Genomic DNA, 19,660 nt, shown 5'->3' with positions numbered 1-19,660 from the left:
GGCTGCCTTTTTACATTGATCTTCACCGGGCATTTTTTTACGCCCAGTAACTCATCGCCAGCCCGAGGAACAGCACCAGGCCGACGTAGTTGTTATTGTGAAACGCTTTAAAGCAGGCATCACGCTCGCGCTTCGCGATCAGTTTTTGCTGATACGCAAACAGTAACCCCGCCACCAGCACTGACCAGTAGAATTCCCAGGTCAACCCGTTCAGGTAACCGATCAGCGCCATCAGCACCAGAACCGCAACCTGCAGGATGCCGATAATCAGCTTGTCGTTGCGGCCAAACAGGATGGCGGTCGATTTGATACCGATTTTCAGGTCATCGTCCCGGTCGACCATCGCGTACTGGGTATCGTAGGCCACTGCCCACAAAATATTCGCCAGGAACATCAGCCAGCAGCTCAGCGGCACTGACTCGCTGACGGCGGCAAACGCCATCGGAATCGACCAGCCAAAGGCCGCGCCCAGCACCACCTGCGGCAAATGGGTGTAGCGCTTCATAAACGGATACACCCAGGCCAGCGCCAGCGCGGCGACCGAGAGCAGGATGGTCATGGTGTTAAGGGTTAACACCAGCAGGAACGACAACAGCACCAGCACCACAAACAGCGTGCGCGCCTCTTTCTCGGTGACTGCGCCGCTCGGCAGCGGGCGATTGGCGGTGCGTTTCACATGGCCGTCAAATTTACGATCGGCATAGTCGTTCACCACGCAACCTGCGGCGCGCATCAGCCAGACGCCTGTCACAAACACCGCCAGGATCCACAGCGGCGGCAGACCGGGGCTGGCCACCCACAGCGCCCACAGCGTTGGCCACAGCAGCAGTAGCGCACCGATGGGCTTATCGGTACGCATCAGGCGGTGATACGCCAACAGCTTGTTCTGCCTCTGACTCCACTCCATTTTCTCTTCCTCTTAGTACAGCGGCGATGCCGGTAAAAACAGCTCTGTCAGCATCAACGGTTTACCGCTTAATCGCAGACGGGAACGGCGCCCTAACAGGCCAGCATCGCGACCAATTTCAATAAAATCCCGGGTCAGTTCGGATGAGGTGAACAGATAGCGTCCGAGCGGGGTTTTGCCCATCTGCTGCAGCGCCAGCTCAGGCCCCGTCAGGGTGGACTCTGGCACCACGGTGCGCCCGGCCAGCCACGGCTCACCATCGGCACAGAGCAAGATTTCCCGCAGCCAGTAGCGGGCTTCCTGCGGCAGCAACGGAAGCTCATCCGCCACGGCGTCAGGCGTGACAAACCCCTCCTGAATGAGAGTGACGGTGACCTTTTTACCCTGCTGCTCAAAACGTTTGGTCATGGAATCTTCCAGCAGCAACCAGTCGAGTTGCGCCGGATCCAGCGCAGGGATTTCGTCAAAATAGCGCAGCGCACGCAGTTGCGTTAGCGCGGGGTGTGACATGCCAGACTCTCCGATACATAACGTGACGCTATTGTATCGCAGAAACGCGGGTGGGTGGCGGGCAAACGTGAGTTAGCGATCATTATCGCAACAGAGATGCAACAGCATCGGTTCACACAAAAAAAGTGCGCCCGGGAGGGCGCACTAAACTACTGACAAAATCAGCATTGCGGGGAAACGATCACCCCTTGCCTTTTACACTGCTGATAAAGGTGGAACGGGCAGAGGTTGAGCCTAAACGCTCGGCTTCATCGAGCAGCTTCAGCGCTTTATCGACGTCACCTTTGGCGACTGCCTGTTTAATGGCGTTGTTGAAGTAACTTTCAGTGTCGTTCAGCACCGGCTCGCTTTTCTTCGCCGGGGCCGGGGCAACAGCGGTGGCCGTTGCAGCAGTAGCAGGTGCCGCAACTGGCGCAGCATAGACCGGAGCAGGCGCTGCGGTATTACCTACGGTGACCGGGCCCGTACCGGATGAACCAAACAGCGGGCCAACCAGCACGCTGGAAGCGTTATTGGTGGAGACTTTCAGCTTCAGCTCACCGTCGGTGACGTGGCGCGCCAGTGGGTCCGGGATATCCGGTACCGCATTGCCGGTACCTTTGGCATACGCTTTCGCCGGGTTAATCAGTTTGGTGGTCTGCTGCAGATCTTTCTCAGTGGTAAAGACCAGCACATACAGTTTTTGCTGACCCAGGGCTGGCGTCAGGCGCATCACCCCTTCCAGGCGATCGGCGCTCATCACGCCCGGCTCCTGATAGGTGAAGTATTCGCTCGGGAAGTAGGCCGATGGCGTCAGGTTCTGGTCCAGAATCAGCACGTTCGGCGCAAAGACGCTGGTTTGTTTGTCGACAATACTGGTCAGCGTGAGGGTGATTTCGCCGATGTTAGCCGGCACGCTGTATGCCGCCACCGGACCGCTGATCCCAGGTACATTGAGGGACTGACCGCCGGTAGAAAGTTGGGTGGTCTGGGTTTTGGACTGATCAACGGGAGTCCAGACCAGCTGCTGTAGCGCGGCACCGGGGATTGCAGGTGCGGCGCTGGTGTTTTGTGGGACGAAATTGACGCTGGCGAGGGTAACGGCTGGAACGCTTGCCAGCAGCCCTGCAGCGAGGCACAGCGCGACGAGACTTTTTTTCATTTTCATTGTTATTACCTCAGATTGCATAAGCACTGCGTTAGCCAGGCAATAGCGCGCAGCACCCTAAGAAGAGAGGGGCTTACGCCCCTCTTTTAGGTCAATACATCAGGTGTTACGTATTACCACCAGATTTCCATCTGGGCACCGAAGGTCCACTCATCGTTGTCGCCGCGGCTGAAGGTACGTGCAGATGTGTCGTTATAAGCCACACCGTTGGTGAAGCCAGTATCACTGCTGTTTGCGTAACCCCATTTCTCATCCCACTTCGCATAGGTTGCGAAGACGCGGATTGCTGGACGGGACCAGATGCTGTCGCCTGCCTGCCACTGTTGTGCCAGGGTGATTTTGTACTGGCTGTTGTTATCGTCAGTGTTCTGAGATTTGACGTTGTCGTAGCCCACTTCCAGCAAGGTGGACATGATTGGTGTCCATTTGTACATAGGACGTACGCCGACAGTCCACCACTCGGTACCGTTGTTGTTGTCCAGGTCGATATTCTGGTACATACCGACGTACATCAGATCCCACTGGTCAGCCAGGGTGATTGCACCGTGGTCGATCACGCGGATCAGGGAACCGTTGTTGTTCAGGCCCGCACCCTGTGGGATGCCTTTGCCGTTGGAGGTCATGGAATCCGTTGCGTACTGGACCACGAACTTGTTGAAGCCTTTCATCATGCTCTGGGTATGTTCAGCGGTGAACATCCAGCCATCTTTAGAGGCGCCCGGCTGCAGATAGTAGTCGTCTGGCAGGTTAGTGTGACCGTAGTTAACGCCCAGCTCCAGGGTACCGCCTGGGTTGATTTCCATACCCGCTAAACGAACATCAAAGACATCGTTCGGCACGATGTTGTCGTAAATACGGTTACCATTAGCATCGAAATCTGCGAACGCAGAAGAACCACCGGCTTCAGTGGAGCGAGTTGCCGCCAGAGACAATTTACCGAAGCCCAGGTCGATATTTTCGATACCTGCACCAGGACCAGAAATATCCCAGTAGTAGAAGTCGATCATGTGGACGTCATGACGCTGATAGAAGCGCTTACCAGCCCAGATGGTGGAGCCTGGCAGCCATTCGATCAGGTTTTTACCCTGCACGTTTGCTTCGCGGAATGCCGGATCGGTGGCTTCCCAGTCGTTACGCTGAGAAACGGAGTACGCGACGTTGGTGTCGAAGTAGAAGCTCTTATCACCCTCTTTCCACACTTCCTGGCCCAGCTTAATTTCAGCATAGGTTTCACATTCGTTACCGAGACGGTATTTACTTTGTGCACCTGTTGCCTGGAAACACTGTTGTTCACCACCACTCCCGGTCCAGCCAATGCCGGAACGAGCATAACCTTTAAAGTCGACAGCACCAGCCTGGGCAGACAAGATGCCTGCCGCAATTGCTAATGCCAGAGGAACTTTGCGCAGAGTAATCATTATTCTATCTCCTGAGATCATTGCTTTTCTTTGAACACTTCACCTGACGGTTTCGTGCTTATTATTGGGATTGCTTAAACGCCAGGCTCCTGATGCAACCGTCGACAAGCAGTGCCATCTTCTCGGAACAGATGGCAACGCTCCGGCGGCAAGCCGATAGCGAATTTGGCACCCTCTTTTACCAACACCACGTCATTCTGGCGGTACACCAGGTTCTGACGAATGGCGGGGATCTGGATATGAATCTGTGTTTCGTGACCAAGCTGTTCAACCACCTGCACATCACCCTCGAGGGTCACATCGGCGATGTGGCTCGGCAGTAAATGCTCAGGGCGGATCCCGAGGGACATGTTTGCCCCCACCTGAACGTGAGTGCTTTCTACCGGTAACCACACCTGCTGGCGGTTTGGCAGCTCAACCTGAACCTGCTCAATCGCGGTGGCGGTGACTTTTACGGGCAGGAAGTTCATCTTTGGCGAGCCGATAAAGCCCGCTACAAAGCGGTCCGCTGGATAGTGATACAGCTCCAGCGGTTTACCCACCTGCGCCACGCGACCGGCATCCAGCACCACAATCTTGTCGGCCAGCGTCATCGCTTCGACCTGATCGTGGGTGACGTAAATCATGGTGCGGCCAAGACGTTTGTGCAGACGGGAGATTTCAATGCGCATCTGAACGCGCAGCGCAGCATCCAGGTTAGAAAGCGGTTCATCGAGCAGGAACACACGCGGTTCCGCTACCAGCGTACGGCCAATCGCCACGCGCTGACGCTGTCCACCGGACAAGGCTTTCGGCTTACGCTCCAGCAGGTGCGCCAGCTGCAGCACTTCGGCCACCTGGTTTACGCGCTGGTTAATGGTCTCTTTTTTAGCACCCGCGAGTTTCAGGCCAAAAGACATGTTCTCGGCAACCGACAGGTGGGGATAAAGGGCATAAGACTGGAATACCATCCCGATACCGCGTTCCGCAGGCGGGACGTCGTTCATCCGGGTATCACCAATCAATAAATCGCCGCTGGTGATCGTTTCCAGCCCGGCAATCATGCGCAGCAGTGTGGATTTACCACAGCCTGACGGGCCAACAAAAACGACGAATTCACCTTCCTGAATGTCGAGATCGATATCTTTCGATACCACCACGTCACCCCAGGCTTTCGTTACATTACGCAGCTTTACGCTCGCCATGGCCCTACTCCCTTCGTTACAACCTGTCGCGGACAGAAACATTCAAGATAAGTTCACTATGGGGTATTCATTACTTACGTGAATCCTCCACCCCTCGTCTTTTTTATGGGGGAGGAGGCGGGAGGATGAGAGAGCGGCCTAAGCCGCCGCCGCCGAGGGGCTGAGGCTAAATTCGTGATGTCACTGGCAAAATTCAGCGTACTTTTGTGTGCGCCAGAACACATAACTTAAATTTATGCAACGCAGATCACACAAAGCAGGGGTGGGGCGTAGGGGCCAGGAGGATGGAAAGAGGATGTCAAATAAGGAGACTGAGCAACGTTGAACTACCTCAGTGTATCCACAGCACATCACCAAAAAGGATGGCAGATATGAATATCAAGACTGGCGCACGCGTTTTCGCTTTGTCCGCCCTGGCAGCAATGATGATTTCCGCCCCAGCGCTCGCCAAAATTGAAGAAGGTAAGCTGGTTATCTGGATTAACGGCGACAAAGGCTATAACGGCCTGGCCGAAGTGGGTAAAAAATTCGAGAAAGACACCGGCATCAAAGTGACCGTTGAACACCCGGACAAACTGGAAGAGAAGTTCCCGCAGGTTGCGGCGACGGGCGATGGCCCGGACATCATCTTCTGGGCGCATGACCGCTTTGGCGGCTACGCTCAGTCCGGCCTGCTGGCTGAAGTGGCCCCGGATAAAGCATTCCAGGACAAACTGTTCCCGTTCACCTGGGACGCGGTACGTTATAACGGCAAGCTGATTGCCTATCCAATCGCGGTTGAAGCACTGTCCCTGATTTACAACAAAGACCTCGTACCGAATGCGCCAAAAACCTGGGAAGAGATCCCGGCTCTGGATAAAGAGCTGAAGGCGAAAGGTAAGAGCGCGCTGATGTTCAACCTGCAAGAGCCGTACTTCACCTGGCCGCTGATTGCTGCCGATGGCGGTTATGCGTTCAAGTATGCTAACGGCAAATATGACGTGAAAGATGTCGGCGTGGATAACGCAGGCGCGAAAGCCGGTCTGACCTTCCTGGTTGACCTGATCAAGAACAAACACATGAACGCCGACACTGACTACTCCATTGCAGAAGCAGCGTTCAACAAAGGCGAAACCGCGATGACCATCAACGGTCCGTGGGCATGGGCCAACATCGACAAGAGCAAAATCAACTACGGCGTCACGCTGCTGCCAACCTTCAAAGGCAAGCCGTCTAAACCGTTCGTTGGCGTGCTGAGCGCGGGCATCAACGCCGCCAGCCCGAACAAAGAGCTGGCGAAAGAGTTCCTCGAAAACTACCTCCTGACCAACGAAGGTCTGGACGTGGTAAACAAGGACAAACCGCTGGGCGCAGTGGCACTGAAATCCTTCCAGGAGCAGTTAGCGAAAGATCCACGCATCGCCGCGACCATGGGTAACGCCGAGAAAGGCGAAATCATGCCGAACATCCCGCAGATGGCCGCCTTCTGGTATGCCACTCGTACCGCAGTCATCAACGCAGCCAGCGGTCGTCAGACCGTAGAAGCTTCGCTGAAAGATGCGCAGGGCCGTATTACGAAGTAAGACAGGCTGTAACCCCCTCATCCCGGCCTTCTCCCTGAGGGAGAAGGAGAAAACCGCCCCCTCTCCCTCAAGGAGAGGGTTGGGGTGAGGGTTATTTAATTGTTGTAGAGGAAGAAACCCCATGGATGTCATTAAAAAGAAACGCTGGTGGCAAAGCGACACGCTGAAATGGTCAGTGATTGGTCTGCTGTGCCTGCTGGTGGGTTACCTTGTTGTTTTGATGTACGCCCAGGGGGAGTACCTGTTTGCCGCCATGACGCTGATCTTAAGCTCGGTTGGCCTGTATATTTTCGCGAACCGGAAAGCGTATGCCTGGCGCTATGTCTATCCGGGCGTGGCCGGGATGGGGCTGTTCGTCCTGTTCCCACTGATCTGCACCATCGCCATTGCCTTCACCAACTACAGCAGCACCAACCAGCTCGCGCAAGAGCGCGCCCAGCAGGTGTTGATGGACCGTTCTTACCAGGCCGGTAAAACCTTCAACTTTGGCCTGTACCCGGCGGGTGATGAGTGGAAGCTGGCCCTAAGCGATGACGAGACGGGTAAAACCTACGTTTCTGACGCCTTCAAATTTGGCGGCGAGCAAAAGCTGGCCCTGAAAGAGGCCGCCGCCCTGCCTGAAGGCGAGCGCGCGAATCTGCGCATCATCACCCAGAACCGCCAGGCGCTGACTCAGCTGACCGCCGAGCTGCCGGACGAAAGTAAAGTCATTATGAGCTCCCTGCGCCAGTTCTCCGGCACCCAGCCGCTGTACGCGCTGGCCGATGACGGCACGCTCACTAACAACCAGTCCGGCGTGAAGTACCGCCCGAACAACGATATCGGCTTCTACCAGTCGGTCAATGCCGACGGTAACTGGGGCGACGATAAACTCAGCCCGGGCTATACCGTGACCATCGGCTGGGACAACTTTACCCGCGTCTTCACCGACGAAGGGATTAAGAAACCGTTCTTCGCCATCTTTATCTGGACCGTGGTCTTCTCGGTGCTGACCGTGATCCTGACCGTGGCCGTGGGCATGATTCTGGCCTGCCTGGTTCAGTGGGAATCGCTGAAAGGCAAAGCGATTTACCGCGTCCTGCTGATCCTGCCGTATGCCGTTCCCTCGTTCATTTCGATTCTGATCTTCAAAGGGCTGTTCAACCAGAGCTTTGGTGAAATCAACATGATGTTGAGCGGGCTATTTGGCATCAAACCGGCCTGGTTCAGCGACCCGACCACCGCCCGCACCATGATTGTGATCGTCAACACCTGGCTCGGCTATCCGTACATGATGATCCTGTGCATGGGCCTGCTGAAGGCGATTCCCGACGATCTGTATGAAGCCTCAGCAATGGACGGCGCGACCCCGTTCCAGAACTTCTTTAAGATTACGCTCCCGCTGCTGATCAAGCCGCTGACGCCGCTGATGATCGCCAGCTTCGCCTTTAACTTTAACAACTTCGTGCTGATCCAGTTGCTGACCAACGGCGGGCCAGACCGACTCGGCACCACCACTCCAGCAGGTTATACCGACCTGCTGGTGAGCTACACCTACCGCATTGCCTTTGAAGGCGGCGGCGGCCAGGACTTCGGTCTGGCGGCGGCGATTGCCACGCTGATCTTCCTGCTGGTAGGCGCGCTGGCTATCGTTAACCTGAAAGCCACACGCATGAAATTTGACTAAGGAGGGCCCAGAACATGTCTATGGTACAACCCAAATCTCAAAAGCTGCGCCTCTTCGCCACGCATCTGGGCCTGCTGATTTTTATCTCGGCAATTATGTTCCCGCTGCTGATGGTTATCGCCATCTCCCTGCGCTCAGGCAACTTCGCCACCGGCAGCCTGATCCCGGATGAAATCTCCTGGGAGCACTGGAAACTGGCATTAGGCTTCAGCGTGGAACATGCGGACGGTCGCGTCACGCCGCCGCCGTTCCCGGTGTTGTTATGGCTGTGGAACTCGGTGAAGGTCGCCACCATTACGGCAATTGGTATCGTGACGCTCTCCACCACTTGCGCCTACGCGTTTGCCCGTATGCGCTTCCCGGGGAAAGCAACGCTGCTGAAAGGGATGCTGATTTTCCAGATGTTCCCGGCGGTGCTGTCGCTGGTGGCGCTGTACGCGTTGTTTGACCGCCTCGGCCAGTACGTGCCGTTCATCGGTCTGAACACCCACGGCGGGGTAATCTTCGCCTATCTCGGCGGTATCGCCCTGCACGTCTGGACCATCAAAGGCTATTTCGAAACCATCGACAATTCGCTGGAAGAAGCGGCATCACTGGATGGGGCAACACCGTGGCAGGCATTCCGTCTGGTGCTGCTACCGCTGTCAGTGCCGATTCTGGCGGTGGTCTTTATTCTGTCGTTTATCGCCGCCATTACCGAGGTGCCGGTCGCCTCTCTGCTGCTGCGTGATGTGGACAGCTACACGCTGGCGGTCGGTATGCAGCAATACCTGAACCCGCAAAACTACCTGTGGGGCGACTTTGCCGCCGCCGCTGTGCTCTCTGCCATCCCGATCACTGTCGTGTTCCTGCTGGCGCAGCGCTGGCTGGTGAACGGTCTGACCGCGGGAGGTGTGAAAGGTTAAGTTTCATTGTTATGCCACTGCAACCCTCAACTTTGCCTTAATGTATCAATCCAACTTGTGACTGTTGTTCGGCGGCCCTCGGGCCGCCATTTTTTTATTCCCGTTTCAGGCGCTTCGAGTTGCACAACCAGAGGGTGACCACCAGCAGCAGGATTGCCGCCGAGTAGATCAGCACATCGAGTGGGGATTTATGATCGACGATAATCAGCCGCACAATCGCGGTAATGCCGATATAAACAAAGTAACGCAGCGGGAAGTGAAAGCCAGATTGAAAGTACTTCACAATCAGGGCGATAAATTCGAAGTAAAGAAAGTAAACCACCAGCCCTTCAACCAGCTCGTATTTGCTGGTTTGCTCAGGGGCAAAAAGCACATCAGCCAGATGCACCGTCTCTTTACCGAGGAAGACGACCAGGATCAGGCCAAGGCTCAGCAGACCCAGATTGAGCACGGTCTGCAGAATGGTTGAGATAAACTCAACGCGTGGGCGAGTCAGGGATGTCATACAGCACCTCATTCTCCAGGGCGAGGTTCCTGTATAACGCAAAAATGTGACGGGGATCTATATTTTTTGTTTATGTTTTATGCGACAGGGATCTTTGCCCGGTGGCGTTGCGCTTACCGGGCCGACGAAAAGAGCGAATGCAGGCCCGGTATTGCGTGAGGATGGCCGCTGCTCACCGGTAAAATAACGCTGACATTAAAGCGATACCCATACGCCTAAAGCGAATAAAAAAATGGGATTAGGAAGGGTACGATGACTGTAATAATACCGCCTGATAGCAATGCCACGGGGACATAAGAGACTCCGCAGTGTTTTTCAATGATCGGTAAGGTCACATCCATCGCGGTTGCCCCTGCGACACCAATTGCGATATTGCCATTACCAATTCTTGAAAGCGTCGGTATAAGAAGAAGAGCAATAGCCTCCCTGAAAAGATCGCACAGAAACGCTACAGACCCTAATAGTGGATCACCCATTTTAGTCAATAAGATGCCTGACAATGTATACCAACCAAATCCTGAATTTACTGCCAGACTATGCGAAAGAGATAAAGGTAAAAAACACGCAGCCATCGCGGCCCCAAGGTATGAAGCGATTACTGTCAAACATGTCATAATGATATTTTGTCTATTAAGAAATATCTCCCGAAGGTTTAGTCCAGAGTAGGAAAGCTTCACTGCGATGATGAATATGAGTAAATAAAGTAATGAAGAAATAATGTAATCATAATTGATATTTGGTATCAGGCTTTTATAGCCTACCAGAAATCCAATAATTACCAGGCCGGCCAGCAGTAGGGGATCTTTGATGTATCCCATGATATCGAAAGTAGCGGAATCAGCTACATCACTCGATTGATTCTCGCCGGATACCGTACGGGTACGCACATGAAAAATTTTTAAGACCACGGCTATTGAAAGTGAGGATGCGGTTGCAAGGCAGAATGCACTCATGCCAACAAGGCTGAGTTTATCCATAATGTCAGGGATTAGCCCAACGGTTATCCCCATCAGAACCAGAAGGGCGTAAAGACAGGCGTTAGAAATTATCTCAACCATGCTAATATTAAGTTGAGAGTAAACTCTTTTCAGGTTAAACCCTAAAACAAAGGCGACAAAAATAGGAAACAGATTAGAAACTGCCAGATACATGATTTAGTCCAGAATGCAGGTAGAGAGAATGTCATCAACGTTTTCAGGTCGACGTATTAGTTTAATATCTCCATTACTTTTCAGGAGATACTCAGCCGGTCTGACTCGAGAGTTAAAATTCGAACTCATAGCGTATCCATAAGCGCCAACGTCATTGATGCAAATTACATCACCAACTACAGTTTTTGCTAACGTGCGCTTCCTGGCAAATACATCTCCGGACTGACACAGATATCCGGTAACATCGTAGACATCACTTTCTGTGTTGTTCGCAGATATATTTTCGATATGATGCCATGCATCATAATAGAAGCAACGAGGGAAACATAAGCCAAATAATTTGAATGGTTATAAAACTGATCGCAAAAATAACGGCCTTTTTCTGCCGCATAACGTCTCGCAACGTTTACATAGTGTATCATTAGACTCCAATGAAGCATCAGAAGGCATTATAATAACGTTTGCACCATAAAACTTAAGCAGTGCCAATTTTTCATTGCTGATCTTGTCACTTGTAATTATTGTTACTTTATATCCTTTTAGTTTCCCTATCCACGCGATACCAATCCCCGTATTACCCGATGTGGCTTCAACAAGTTCATCACCCATGCTGATGAGTCCTTTTATTTCAGCATCCATTATTATTTGATATGCAACACGGTCCTTTATAGACCCTCCGGGATTGTAAGACTCGAGTTTTAATTTAATATCTGAATGCGGATATTTGTCTTTAAATACATCCACTACTGGCGTATTGCCGATTAACTTTAGAAGATCGTGGCCTTTTACTGCTTCCTTAATTCGAGTATCCATACCGTTCCCTTTCCTGAGTCAGTTAATTTACTGCAAGGGGTAATTTCACATCCCTTTCCCTGGTCATCGAGGATATGATTGGCTATTAATAAATTCACGTACTGAATAATTTATTTGTTATCTAATTGCCACCCTTCCCGATTGGTTTTATATATCACTTAATAACAAATTAGCGCGATATAAATCTTTTAATTATAGAGCCGAGGTTATAAGTGATTCTAATAAAAGATGTGCGGAGAGGTTTCTGATCCTATGTGAAATTCAGATATCAATTGATAATTGGAAACTCATGAACGAGAAAAAGACAGGATTTTTGTGCAGGAGTTAGGGTTGATTATTTTACCTTTTATTGAATGAATCCTTTGCCCTCCCTCAATGTGTCTTCAGAGGGAGGGTTAGACTGTGAATAAACGCTATTAGCGGAAGTTAATACTGCGATCGCTGGTCATGTCATACAGCTGGAATTTACGCCCCAGCGGCTGGCCCCCGTCGCGGGTGAGCGGCGTCCAACCAATACCGGCGCGACTGCGGCTCGGGCCTGACGAGAACAGATCCAGCGGAATCGACACGTATACCCCTTTGGTGAAGTCCCCTTCCCCGTACTCGTCCGGCGAGACGTTAGTGATGGTGGCATAGCCGCCCACCACCACGCCGCTGTCGAAGTGTTTCGAGATATCTAAGGTGCCGCCCTTATCTCCCGCCAGATATTGCCCGACGCTGGCTTTCACCAGCACGTCCTGAGCGAAAGATGGCGTCCAGTAAGCCGTCAGATGGCCGGTCTTCACGCTGTAGTCGGTGAACTTCATCATGTCCTGCGCGCTACGCCAGTCGCGCTGCTTCACGTAGTTGGCGTCCACGCCAAACGCCCAGTTGCTGTCGACCGGACGGTACAGCACTTCGGCCCCTGCCCCGCCGTACATGGTCTCGAGATAACCGCCGTACACCTGGCCGTAGAAATTATTGCCCAGATACTGGAAGTAGTTAGCCTGCAGGTTGTTCACGTAGACATCGTTCTGCACATACTCACGCACGTGGGTACGCACGCGCGGCAGTTTTGAGTCGCTCGGCGGATTGGTGTAGTTGAATTTGTCGTAGTTATTGGCGAGGTTGCCAAACAGGCTGCCGGTGGTCAGGAGATGATCCGTCAGCCACAGATCCGCCGTCGCCATTACCCCGAGCTGATACATATAGAAGTTTTCTGGCCCGCCAACGGACTGGTTCAGCACCGGATCGAGCCGGAAATCGAAGCGGGATTTATCCATGTACCAGCCCTGCTCGGTGGTGTCTGGCACCACCGGCTCGCGGCGCTGTTGCACCAGCTCGGTCTCGTGGCCCAGCGGCTCGCCTTCCAGATGATGCTTCAGGCTCGCCACGTCCGTTTCGGTGGTCACCTGCGGCATATTCAGCCGGTTTTCCGTCACCCGGATCGTGCGGATCCCGTCCGGCAGATCGTTCATTACGATCCGGTTGGCACGTTCGATCCCCTCCCGGGAGTCGCGGTATTTCACCTGCTCACCGGTGACGTACAGCGTATCGTCTTTGACCTGCATTTTGGGATCGGCCAGGCCCGCGTTGTATTTCAGCAACGTCAGCTGATTGGCCACCACCGAATGCTGGAGGATCGCATCCTGCGGCTGTGGCTGGTACTTCGGCCGGGCATTGTCGTTATAGGCCGGTCGCAGATCGTTAAAGTTGGTGCGCAGCGTAAAGCCGAACATCAAGGTGTTGCCGCGCTCGTAGCTCAGGTTAACGTCGGCCCAGTCGGTAACGCGATAAATGGCGCCGACGTTAAACTTGCTCTTCTGATCGAGCTTACCGGCAAAGTCCTGCTGGTAGTTGTTACCTTCGTACTCCAGCTTCAGGCGCAGCGGCTGCCACGGCGTTTGGTACTCGACGCCGCCGAACAGCGAGGCCGGGCCGTGGAACAGCTGGCTGCTGTCGAGCGAGCCCGCCTGTTTGTAACTGTTGTCGCGGTAGCAGTATTTATCGCTGTAGGAGCAGAGCGGGTTTTTAATGTTGCCGCTGGTGCCAAGATAACCCCAGCCCATCCCCAGCGAGAAGTCGAACGGTCCCCAGGCTTTGTTGGCGACAATGTATTCTGCATCGAAAAGACCGGTACCCCCGATATCCCGTGCGCCCACCGAGACCTGAGGCATCCAGTAGCTCTCCTCCCACAGGCGCAGCTTCAGGTCGAAGGCTTTATCTTTGTAGGTTTGATCGCCCGAGAAGGCCTCGACGCTGCTGTACTCCCGGGTGCGCACATCGGTGTAGCGCAGGGTAGTTTCCAGCCACGGGAACAGCTGCACAGAGGCGGAGTAGTAGCGGTACTGGTCATTATCACGGTAGTTAAGACTCAGCTCGCCTTCGCGCGCCATACGCGCGGTCGGGGTTTGCAGCAGGCCCACGCCGCCAAAATCCGACTGGGATGGTCCGATGGGCGCCGGATAGGTTTCTGCATGACAGGCCGCGCTAACGCACAGCGCCAGCAGACTGTAGAGAGAGGTGTTTTTCATTAATCCGGTATCCGCTGCGTCAGGGAGCGAATCATGTCGGCGTTAAGGCCGTCGTATCGCTTCGTCCAGAAATGATCGGCCACGCCGACAAAAATGATGCTGCCGGGCATGGGTTCCACATGGCGTTTGTTCCAGTAGGCCACGGGTACCTGCTGGCTGCGCCCGTCCGGGTAGACAATCCAGGCATAGCTGGGCTGTGCGCCGCTGAGCAGGTGCTGATCGTCAAGATAGCTCGCCACGTCACGCCCGGGGGTAAAGGGCATTTTGCCCGGACGGCTGACCAGCCCCATCACCGTCACGGTGCTGGGTTTCGCCACAATCCACAGGCTGTAGTCTCCTTCCAGCGGCGGGTTACCGCCCTCTGCCACGCGCACCGCATCGGGATCAAGATTCACCTGCTGCCGCCCTGTCACCTTAAGCGCCTGCATCTGTTGACGCAGAGCGTTGATTGCCGCCGCGTCATCGCCCGACTCCTGCCCGGCAATGCCTGTTAAGCGTGCCAGCAGCGCCTGATGCTGCTGCTCGGCCAGAACGGTTGCCTGTCGCTCGCTGATAATCGCCCCCGGCCACCAGCTGTTAGCCAATCGTGGCTGCCCGACCAGATCGATAAGATGGGCCGTTTGGGTTAAGGTTTTTGCTTCTTTCTGGCCCGACAGGTAGACCTGTACCGTGCCCGCCGACCACGCCAGCGGCGCCATCAGCATGCACAGCGCTGCGGCGCTGGCTCTTATTTTCATGATTTCGCCGCCTTGATCAGGGTGGTTTTTACCGGGAAGAAGTCTGCGCCCAGGTACTGTAACGACTGACGGATCTGCCCGTCATCATCCACCCAGAAGCGGTTGTGCCACGTCGCCTGGTCAGTGCTCACCGTTTCTTCCAGCACCCGCACGCGGGTTTCATCGCTGCCGACTTTGACGCTGTCGGTGCCGTCCCAGCGGAATACCGAGCGCGCGGTGGCGTAGCGCACCTGCTTGTGCTCCGTCCAGCCCAGGGTTCGCGTCCAGCTGGCACCGTCAACGATCTGATTAGGCTTAATGAGCGGATCGGCAGCCAGGTTATTCACCTCCAGCAGGTTATCGCCGCCAAGCAGCGTCTTCACGAGGCGGCCATGCTGGGTCACCAGCGTCGCCTGATCCTGCGTCACCCACTTCTGCTGTCCGTTTTCGGCAAACGCGAGCACCACAAACAGCTGCGGCCCGCCGTTAAGCTGCATGTACTGGCTGGCATAAGGCATGCCCTGAATGTCATCGTCGGTCAGATGCACGCCCGGCGTGCCGAACAGGCTGTCCCAGAGTGTATTGCCCATGCCCTGAGTAGTGGCCGAGCACGCCTGTAAAAGCAGGCAAGAAAGGATGATGGCGGGTCGCTTCACGACGCTTCTCCGAAGGGGCGGAATAACCACACCGAAGTGTGGTTAGAGTTAGTACACCCGAATTACTGGGTGCTGGTTGTCGTGGTGGTTGTGGTCCCGGTATTGGAACCATCACCGCCACCGGTTGCCGCCAGAGCGACCCCCACGGCCGAACTTACGGTGCTGGCGCTGGTTGCGGTCGAGATCCCCGCAGACGCAGACGTCGCAGCCGAGCCTGCTGCTTCCCCGACCTGAACCGGAGCCGCATACACAGACGTCGCCGCAAGCGCAGTTAGTGCAAAAATGCCATACAGTACTTTTTTCATTTCAATTTCCCTTCATTGAATGAATGGAGAATTGCCCAAAAGAATATTCAGGCGGAAATGAGTATACACAACTCAGGCAGTGGGTTTGCCGTGCCTGGAAATAAGCGGAGGGTTTTCAGATAATTGGATAACAGATAAACAGCGGGCGCCTTTTATTTGTATAAATCGTTACAAATCAGGATATTGAGATATTAAAAATATGCGTATTATCCTAAAATAAACCCCGGTTATTATTAGGTCATTTTGTATTTTAAGATAAACCTCATAATAGAATTTTGCGTGGGATAACGGACAACAGGAATTATCCGATAAAAAAACGCCGGCATTTAGCCGGCATTTTTCAGTATGACGCAATTATGCACGCCAGGCTTTATAACGGTTAATAAGGCCATTGGTCGAGCTGTCGTGGCTGTTGATATCCTGGCTATCACCCAGCTCAGGCAGAATGCGGTTCGCCAGCTGTTTGCCCAGCTCTACGCCCCACTGGTCAAAGGTGAAGATGTTCAGGATGACGCCCTGAGTAAAGATTTTGTGCTCATACAGGGCAATCAGCGCACCCAGGCTGTACGGGGTGATTTCGCGCAGCAGGATGGAGTTGGTTGGGCGGTTGCCTTCAAACACTTTGAACGGCACGACGTGATCCAGCGTGGCCGGATCTTTACCCTGATCGCGATACTCTTGCTCAACCACATCACGCGCTTTACCGAACGCCAGCGCTTCTGTCTGGGCGAAGAAGTTCGACAGCAGCTTCGGATGGTGGTCAGAGAGCGGGTTGTGGCTAATGGCCGGAGCGATGAAATCGCACGGAACCATTTTGGTGCCCTGGTGGATCAGCTGGTAGAACGCATGCTGGCCGTTGGTGCCGGGCTCGCCCCAGATGATTGGGCCGGTCTGGTAATCCACGGCGTTGCCGTTACGGTCAACGTATTTACCGTTGGATTCCATATTGCCCTGCTGGAAGTAGGCCGCGAAGCGGTGCATGTACTGGTCGTACGGCAGGATCGCTTCGGTTTCTGCGCCAAAGAAGTTGTTGTACCAAATGCCAATCAGCGCCAGCAGTACCGGCAGGTTCTTCTCTGCTGGCGTGGTGGCGAAGTGGTTGTCCATCGCATGCGCACCAGACAGCAACTCAACAAAGTTGTCGTAGCCCACGGAGAGGATGATCGACAGACCGATAGCGGACCACAGAGAGTAGCGACCGCCAACCCAGTCCCAGAACTCAAACATGTTGGCGGTGTCGATACCGAACTCGCCTACCGCTTTACCATTGGTGGACAGCGCTGCGAAGTGTTTCGCTACGTGCTTGTTATCACCTGCGGTTTTCAGGAACCAGTCGCGCGCGCTGTGGGCGTTGGTCATGGTTTCCTGGGTGGTGAAGGTTTTGGACGCCACCAGGAACAGGGTGGTTTCTGGATCGACGTTTTTCAGCACTTCGGCGATGTGGGTGCCATCGACGTTAGAGACAAAGTGCATGTTGAGATGCGTTTTATACGGACGCAGCGCTTCGGTCACCATGAATGGGCCGAGGTCGGAGCCGCCGATACCGATGTTGACCACGTCGGTGATCGCTTTGCCGGTATAGCCTTTCCAGTTGCCAGAGATAATCGCTTCAGAGAAGGTCTTCATCTTCTCCAGCACCGCGTTGACTTCCGGCATCACATCTTTGCCATCAACGATAATCGGCGTATTGCTACGGTTGCGCAGCGCGACATGCAGCACGGCGCGGTCTTCGGTGCGGTTGATCTTCTCACCGGAGAACATGGATTTGATGGCACCGCTCAGATCGGTCTCTTTCGCCAGATCCTGCAGTTTTGTCAGCGTCTCTGCGGTGATGCGGTTTTTGGAGAAATCCACCAGCATCTGATCGTCGAAGGTCGCGGAGAAGGTGTTGAAACGATCGGCGTCTTTCGCGAACAGTTCCGCGAGGGTGACGTCTTTCATTTCGTCGAAGTGTTGTTGTAATGCCTGCCAGGCTGAAGTCTGCGTTGGATTGATATTTTTCATAGCAATACTCTTCTGAATTGAGAATTGTGACCTCGGTCGATTGTAGCCTCTGGCGCTAAAAATTGTGATGGTTTTTATGCCATTGCCCTGGCCTGTATCAAGCACGCTGCAAAAGCCCCGAAAGTATAGCTGTTATTAGTCCTGTTACTCATATGGTAGACAGCATGAAAAATCCGCATAATCCCGGCGTTGACAGGATCCTCTGCACATTTTATTTATACACACGGTATTTGCGCCTGCACCGGTAAAACTTGTTTGTCCTCGTGCCATGGTCGCTTTTTTCCTTCCCTGACATGAGGTTGTTATGACGAGTTTTGTTGTCGCCAAATTTGGCGGTACCAGCGTGGCAGATTTCGATGCCATGAACCGCAGCGCCGACGTGGTGCTGGCCGATCCAAATACCCGCCTGGTGGTATTGTCTGCTTCGGCTGGCGTAACCAACCTGTTGGTTGCACTTGCAGAGGGGCTGGAAGCCAGCGAGCGCCAGATCAAGCTCGAAGCGCTGCACAAAATTCAGTTCGACATTCTTGACCGTCTGCGCAACCCGAGCGTCATCAGTGAAGAAATTGAGCGCCTGCTGGAAAATATCATCACCCTGGCTGAAGCCGCCTCGCTGGCGACCTCCACCGCCCTGACCGATGAGCTGGTTAGCCACGGTGAGTTGATGTCGACCCTGCTGTTTGTTGAAGTGCTGCGCGAGCGTAACGTTATGTCGCAGTGGTTTGACGTGCGTAAAGTGCTGCGCACCAGCGATCGCTTTGGGCGCGCCGAGCCGGATGTTGCCACCCTTGCCGAGCTCTCCGCTCAGCAACTGGCGCCGCGTCTGGCAGAAGGCATTGTTATTACCCAGGGCTTTATCGGTAGCGAAGCCAAAGGCCGCACCACCACGCTGGGTCGCGGTGGCAGCGACTACACCGCCGCACTGCTGGGCGAAGCCCTGCAAGCTTCCCGGGTGGATATCTGGACCGACGTGCCGGGTATCTACACCACCGACCCGCGCGTGGTGCCGACGGCAAAACGCATCGATGTGATCGCCTTTGAAGAAGCCGCCGAGATGGCGACGTTTGGCGCCAAAGTGCTGCATCCGGCCACCCTGCTGCCGGCCGTGCGCAGTGATATTCCGGTCTTCGTTGGTTCCAGTAAGGATCCTAAAGCGGGCGGAACCCGAGTGTGCAACACCACCGAAAACCCACCGCTGTTCCGCGCGATCGCCCTGCGCCGTAAGCAGACCCTGGTAACCCTGCACAGCCTGAGCATGCTGCACTCCCGTGGCTTCCTGGCCGAAGTGTTTAGCATCCTGGCGCGCCACAATATCTCTGTAGATCTGGTCACTACCTCTGAAGTGAACCTTGCCCTGACCCTGGATACCACGGGCTCAACGTCCACCGGTGATACGCTGCTGACGCAATCCCTGCTGATGGAGCTCTCGGAGTTGTGCCGCGTCGAGGTGGAAGAAGATCTCGCCCTGGTCGCCATTATCGGCAACGAACTTTCTCGCGCCAGCGGCGTGGGCAAAGAGGTGTTTGGCGTGCTGGATCCGTTTAACATCCGCATGATTTGCTACGGCGCATCGAGTTACAACCTGTGTTTCCTGGTGCCGGGCCACGAAGCGGAGCAGGTCGTGCAGAAACTTCATCATAATTTGTTTGAATAAAATTAATTAGCACGATAAACAATACCTATAAGCCGGGCTCGAAC

17 protein-coding genes and 1 pseudogene are annotated in these 19,660 nt (G+C 54.3%); 4 read left to right on the top strand and 14 right to left on the bottom strand.

Features of this window, described 5'->3' with window-relative positions; translation table 11 throughout:
- Positions 1 to 37: 37 nt before the first annotated feature.
- The 5 genes from ubiA to malK all read right to left on the bottom strand — a co-directional run bounded on the left by ubiA (position 38) and on the right by malK (position 5,166).
- Complete coding sequence (gene ubiA, locus M8013_RS02830; protein ID WP_271266320.1) at positions 38 to 907, bottom strand: 4-hydroxybenzoate octaprenyltransferase; 870 nt, start codon at positions 905 to 907, stop codon at positions 38 to 40.
- 12 nt (positions 908 to 919) lie between these two features.
- Positions 920 to 1,417 carry a chorismate lyase gene (gene ubiC / locus M8013_RS02825; RefSeq protein WP_271266319.1) on the bottom strand — a complete coding sequence of 166 codons (498 nt, stop codon included), beginning with the start codon at positions 1,415 to 1,417 and terminating at the stop codon, positions 920 to 922.
- A 181-nt stretch (positions 1,418 to 1,598) separates the two neighbouring features.
- Entirely contained in the window at positions 1,599 to 2,564 is a 966-nt protein-coding gene (malM, locus tag M8013_RS02820; protein WP_271266318.1) for a maltose operon protein MalM, read from the bottom strand.
- Positions 2,565 to 2,677: 113 nt separating this feature from the next.
- Positions 2,678 to 3,985: a maltoporin gene (locus M8013_RS02815; protein WP_271266385.1), complete on the bottom strand. Its 1,308-nt coding sequence runs from the start codon at positions 3,983 to 3,985 to the stop codon at positions 2,678 to 2,680.
- 71 nt (positions 3,986 to 4,056) lie between these two features.
- Positions 4,057 to 5,166, bottom strand: coding sequence for a maltose/maltodextrin ABC transporter ATP-binding protein MalK (malK, locus tag M8013_RS02810; RefSeq protein WP_271266317.1), 1,110 nt, complete (start codon positions 5,164 to 5,166; stop codon positions 4,057 to 4,059).
- Positions 5,167 to 5,537: 371 nt separating this feature from the next.
- Here malK and malE point away from each other — a divergent pair, with 371 nt between their 5' ends.
- The 3 genes from malE (at position 5,538) to malG (ending at position 9,299) form a co-directional block, all read left to right on the top strand.
- Positions 5,538 to 6,728 (top strand): maltose/maltodextrin ABC transporter substrate-binding protein MalE, encoded by a 1,191-nt coding sequence (gene malE, locus M8013_RS02805; RefSeq protein ID WP_271266316.1) that lies wholly within the window; start codon positions 5,538 to 5,540, stop codon positions 6,726 to 6,728.
- Positions 6,729 to 6,849: 121 nt separating this feature from the next.
- On the top strand, positions 6,850 to 8,394 hold the full coding sequence (gene malF / locus M8013_RS02800) for a maltose ABC transporter permease MalF (RefSeq protein WP_271266315.1): 1,545 nt from the start codon (positions 6,850 to 6,852) through the stop codon (positions 8,392 to 8,394).
- A 14-nt stretch (positions 8,395 to 8,408) separates the two neighbouring features.
- Positions 8,409 to 9,299: a maltose ABC transporter permease MalG gene (malG, locus tag M8013_RS02795; RefSeq protein WP_271266314.1), complete on the top strand. Its 891-nt coding sequence runs from the start codon at positions 8,409 to 8,411 to the stop codon at positions 9,297 to 9,299.
- 94 nt (positions 9,300 to 9,393) lie between these two features.
- Here the strand turns inward: malG and psiE are convergent, their stop codons facing one another.
- The 9 genes and pseudogenes from psiE to pgi all read right to left on the bottom strand — a co-directional run bounded on the left by psiE (position 9,394) and on the right by pgi (position 17,962).
- Positions 9,394 to 9,804, bottom strand: coding sequence for a phosphate-starvation-inducible protein PsiE (gene psiE, locus M8013_RS02790; RefSeq protein WP_182273377.1), 411 nt, complete (start codon positions 9,802 to 9,804; stop codon positions 9,394 to 9,396).
- Positions 9,805 to 10,019: 215 nt separating this feature from the next.
- Positions 10,020 to 10,955: a LysO family transporter gene (locus M8013_RS02785; RefSeq protein WP_271266313.1), complete on the bottom strand. Its 936-nt coding sequence runs from the start codon at positions 10,953 to 10,955 to the stop codon at positions 10,020 to 10,022.
- A gap of 3 nt (positions 10,956 to 10,958) precedes the next feature.
- Positions 10,959 to 11,261 (bottom strand): annotated as a pseudogene (locus M8013_RS23595) (diaminopimelate decarboxylase); the annotation flags it as partial.
- A gap of 42 nt (positions 11,262 to 11,303) precedes the next feature.
- The gene (locus M8013_RS02780; protein WP_271266312.1) at positions 11,304 to 11,768 is read right to left on the bottom strand and encodes a pyridoxal-phosphate dependent enzyme; all 465 of its coding nucleotides are present in this window, start codon (positions 11,766 to 11,768) and stop codon (positions 11,304 to 11,306) included.
- A 416-nt stretch (positions 11,769 to 12,184) separates the two neighbouring features.
- Positions 12,185 to 14,281: a YjbH domain-containing protein gene (locus tag M8013_RS02775; protein ID WP_271266311.1), complete on the bottom strand. Its 2,097-nt coding sequence runs from the start codon at positions 14,279 to 14,281 to the stop codon at positions 12,185 to 12,187.
- A complete protein-coding gene (locus M8013_RS02770) occupies positions 14,281 to 15,018 on the bottom strand; it encodes a capsule biosynthesis GfcC family protein (RefSeq protein ID WP_271266310.1) in 738 nt (245 codons plus the stop codon). The genes M8013_RS02775 and M8013_RS02770 overlap by 1 nt, the downstream gene beginning before the upstream one ends.
- Positions 15,015 to 15,653, bottom strand: a complete 639-nt coding sequence (locus M8013_RS02765) for a YjbF family lipoprotein (RefSeq protein WP_271266309.1) — start codon at positions 15,651 to 15,653, stop codon at positions 15,015 to 15,017. The genes M8013_RS02770 and M8013_RS02765 overlap by 4 nt, the downstream gene beginning before the upstream one ends.
- A 62-nt stretch (positions 15,654 to 15,715) precedes the next feature.
- Complete coding sequence (gene yjbE, locus M8013_RS02760; protein ID WP_271266308.1) at positions 15,716 to 15,958, bottom strand: exopolysaccharide production protein YjbE; 243 nt, start codon at positions 15,956 to 15,958, stop codon at positions 15,716 to 15,718.
- Between the two features lie 354 nt (positions 15,959 to 16,312).
- Positions 16,313 to 17,962: a glucose-6-phosphate isomerase gene (gene pgi, locus M8013_RS02755; RefSeq protein WP_271266307.1), complete on the bottom strand. Its 1,650-nt coding sequence runs from the start codon at positions 17,960 to 17,962 to the stop codon at positions 16,313 to 16,315.
- A gap of 304 nt (positions 17,963 to 18,266) precedes the next feature.
- On the opposite strand from pgi, the gene lysC reads away from it, so the two are divergent.
- A complete protein-coding gene (gene lysC / locus M8013_RS02750; RefSeq protein WP_271266306.1) occupies positions 18,267 to 19,616 on the top strand; it encodes a lysine-sensitive aspartokinase 3 in 1,350 nt (449 codons plus the stop codon).
- Positions 19,617 to 19,660: the final 44 nt, after the last annotated feature.

It is taken from the genome of Silvania confinis, assembly GCF_025564085.1.
Lineage (GTDB): Bacteria > Pseudomonadota > Gammaproteobacteria > Enterobacterales > Enterobacteriaceae > Enterobacter > Enterobacter confinis.
This window is presented reverse-complemented; position numbering and strand designations above follow the sequence as displayed.

Coding starts and splice junctions, on each gene's coding strand:
- ubiA (WP_271266320.1), bottom strand. CDS start 907: ATGGAGTGGAGTCAGAGGCAGAACAAGCTGTTGGCGTATCACCGCCTG.
- ubiC (WP_271266319.1), bottom strand. CDS start 1,417: ATGTCACACCCCGCGCTAACGCAACTGCGTGCGCTGCGCTATTTTGAC.
- malM (WP_271266318.1), bottom strand. CDS start 2,564: ATGAAAATGAAAAAAAGTCTCGTCGCGCTGTGCCTCGCTGCAGGGCTG.
- malK (WP_271266317.1), bottom strand. CDS start 5,166: ATGGCGAGCGTAAAGCTGCGTAATGTAACGAAAGCCTGGGGTGACGTG.
- malE (WP_271266316.1), top strand. CDS start 5,538: ATGAATATCAAGACTGGCGCACGCGTTTTCGCTTTGTCCGCCCTGGCA.
- malF (WP_271266315.1), top strand. CDS start 6,850: ATGGATGTCATTAAAAAGAAACGCTGGTGGCAAAGCGACACGCTGAAA.
- malG (WP_271266314.1), top strand. CDS start 8,409: ATGTCTATGGTACAACCCAAATCTCAAAAGCTGCGCCTCTTCGCCACG.
- psiE (WP_182273377.1), bottom strand. CDS start 9,804: ATGACATCCCTGACTCGCCCACGCGTTGAGTTTATCTCAACCATTCTG.
- M8013_RS02785 (WP_271266313.1), bottom strand. CDS start 10,955: ATGTATCTGGCAGTTTCTAATCTGTTTCCTATTTTTGTCGCCTTTGTT.
- M8013_RS02780 (WP_271266312.1), bottom strand. CDS start 11,768: ATGGATACTCGAATTAAGGAAGCAGTAAAAGGCCACGATCTTCTAAAG.
- M8013_RS02775 (WP_271266311.1), bottom strand. CDS start 14,281: ATGAAAAACACCTCTCTCTACAGTCTGCTGGCGCTGTGCGTTAGCGCG.
- M8013_RS02770 (WP_271266310.1), bottom strand. CDS start 15,018: ATGAAAATAAGAGCCAGCGCCGCAGCGCTGTGCATGCTGATGGCGCCG.
- yjbE (WP_271266308.1), bottom strand. CDS start 15,958: ATGAAAAAAGTACTGTATGGCATTTTTGCACTAACTGCGCTTGCGGCG.
- pgi (WP_271266307.1), bottom strand. CDS start 17,962: ATGAAAAATATCAATCCAACGCAGACTTCAGCCTGGCAGGCATTACAA.
- lysC (WP_271266306.1), top strand. CDS start 18,267: ATGACGAGTTTTGTTGTCGCCAAATTTGGCGGTACCAGCGTGGCAGAT.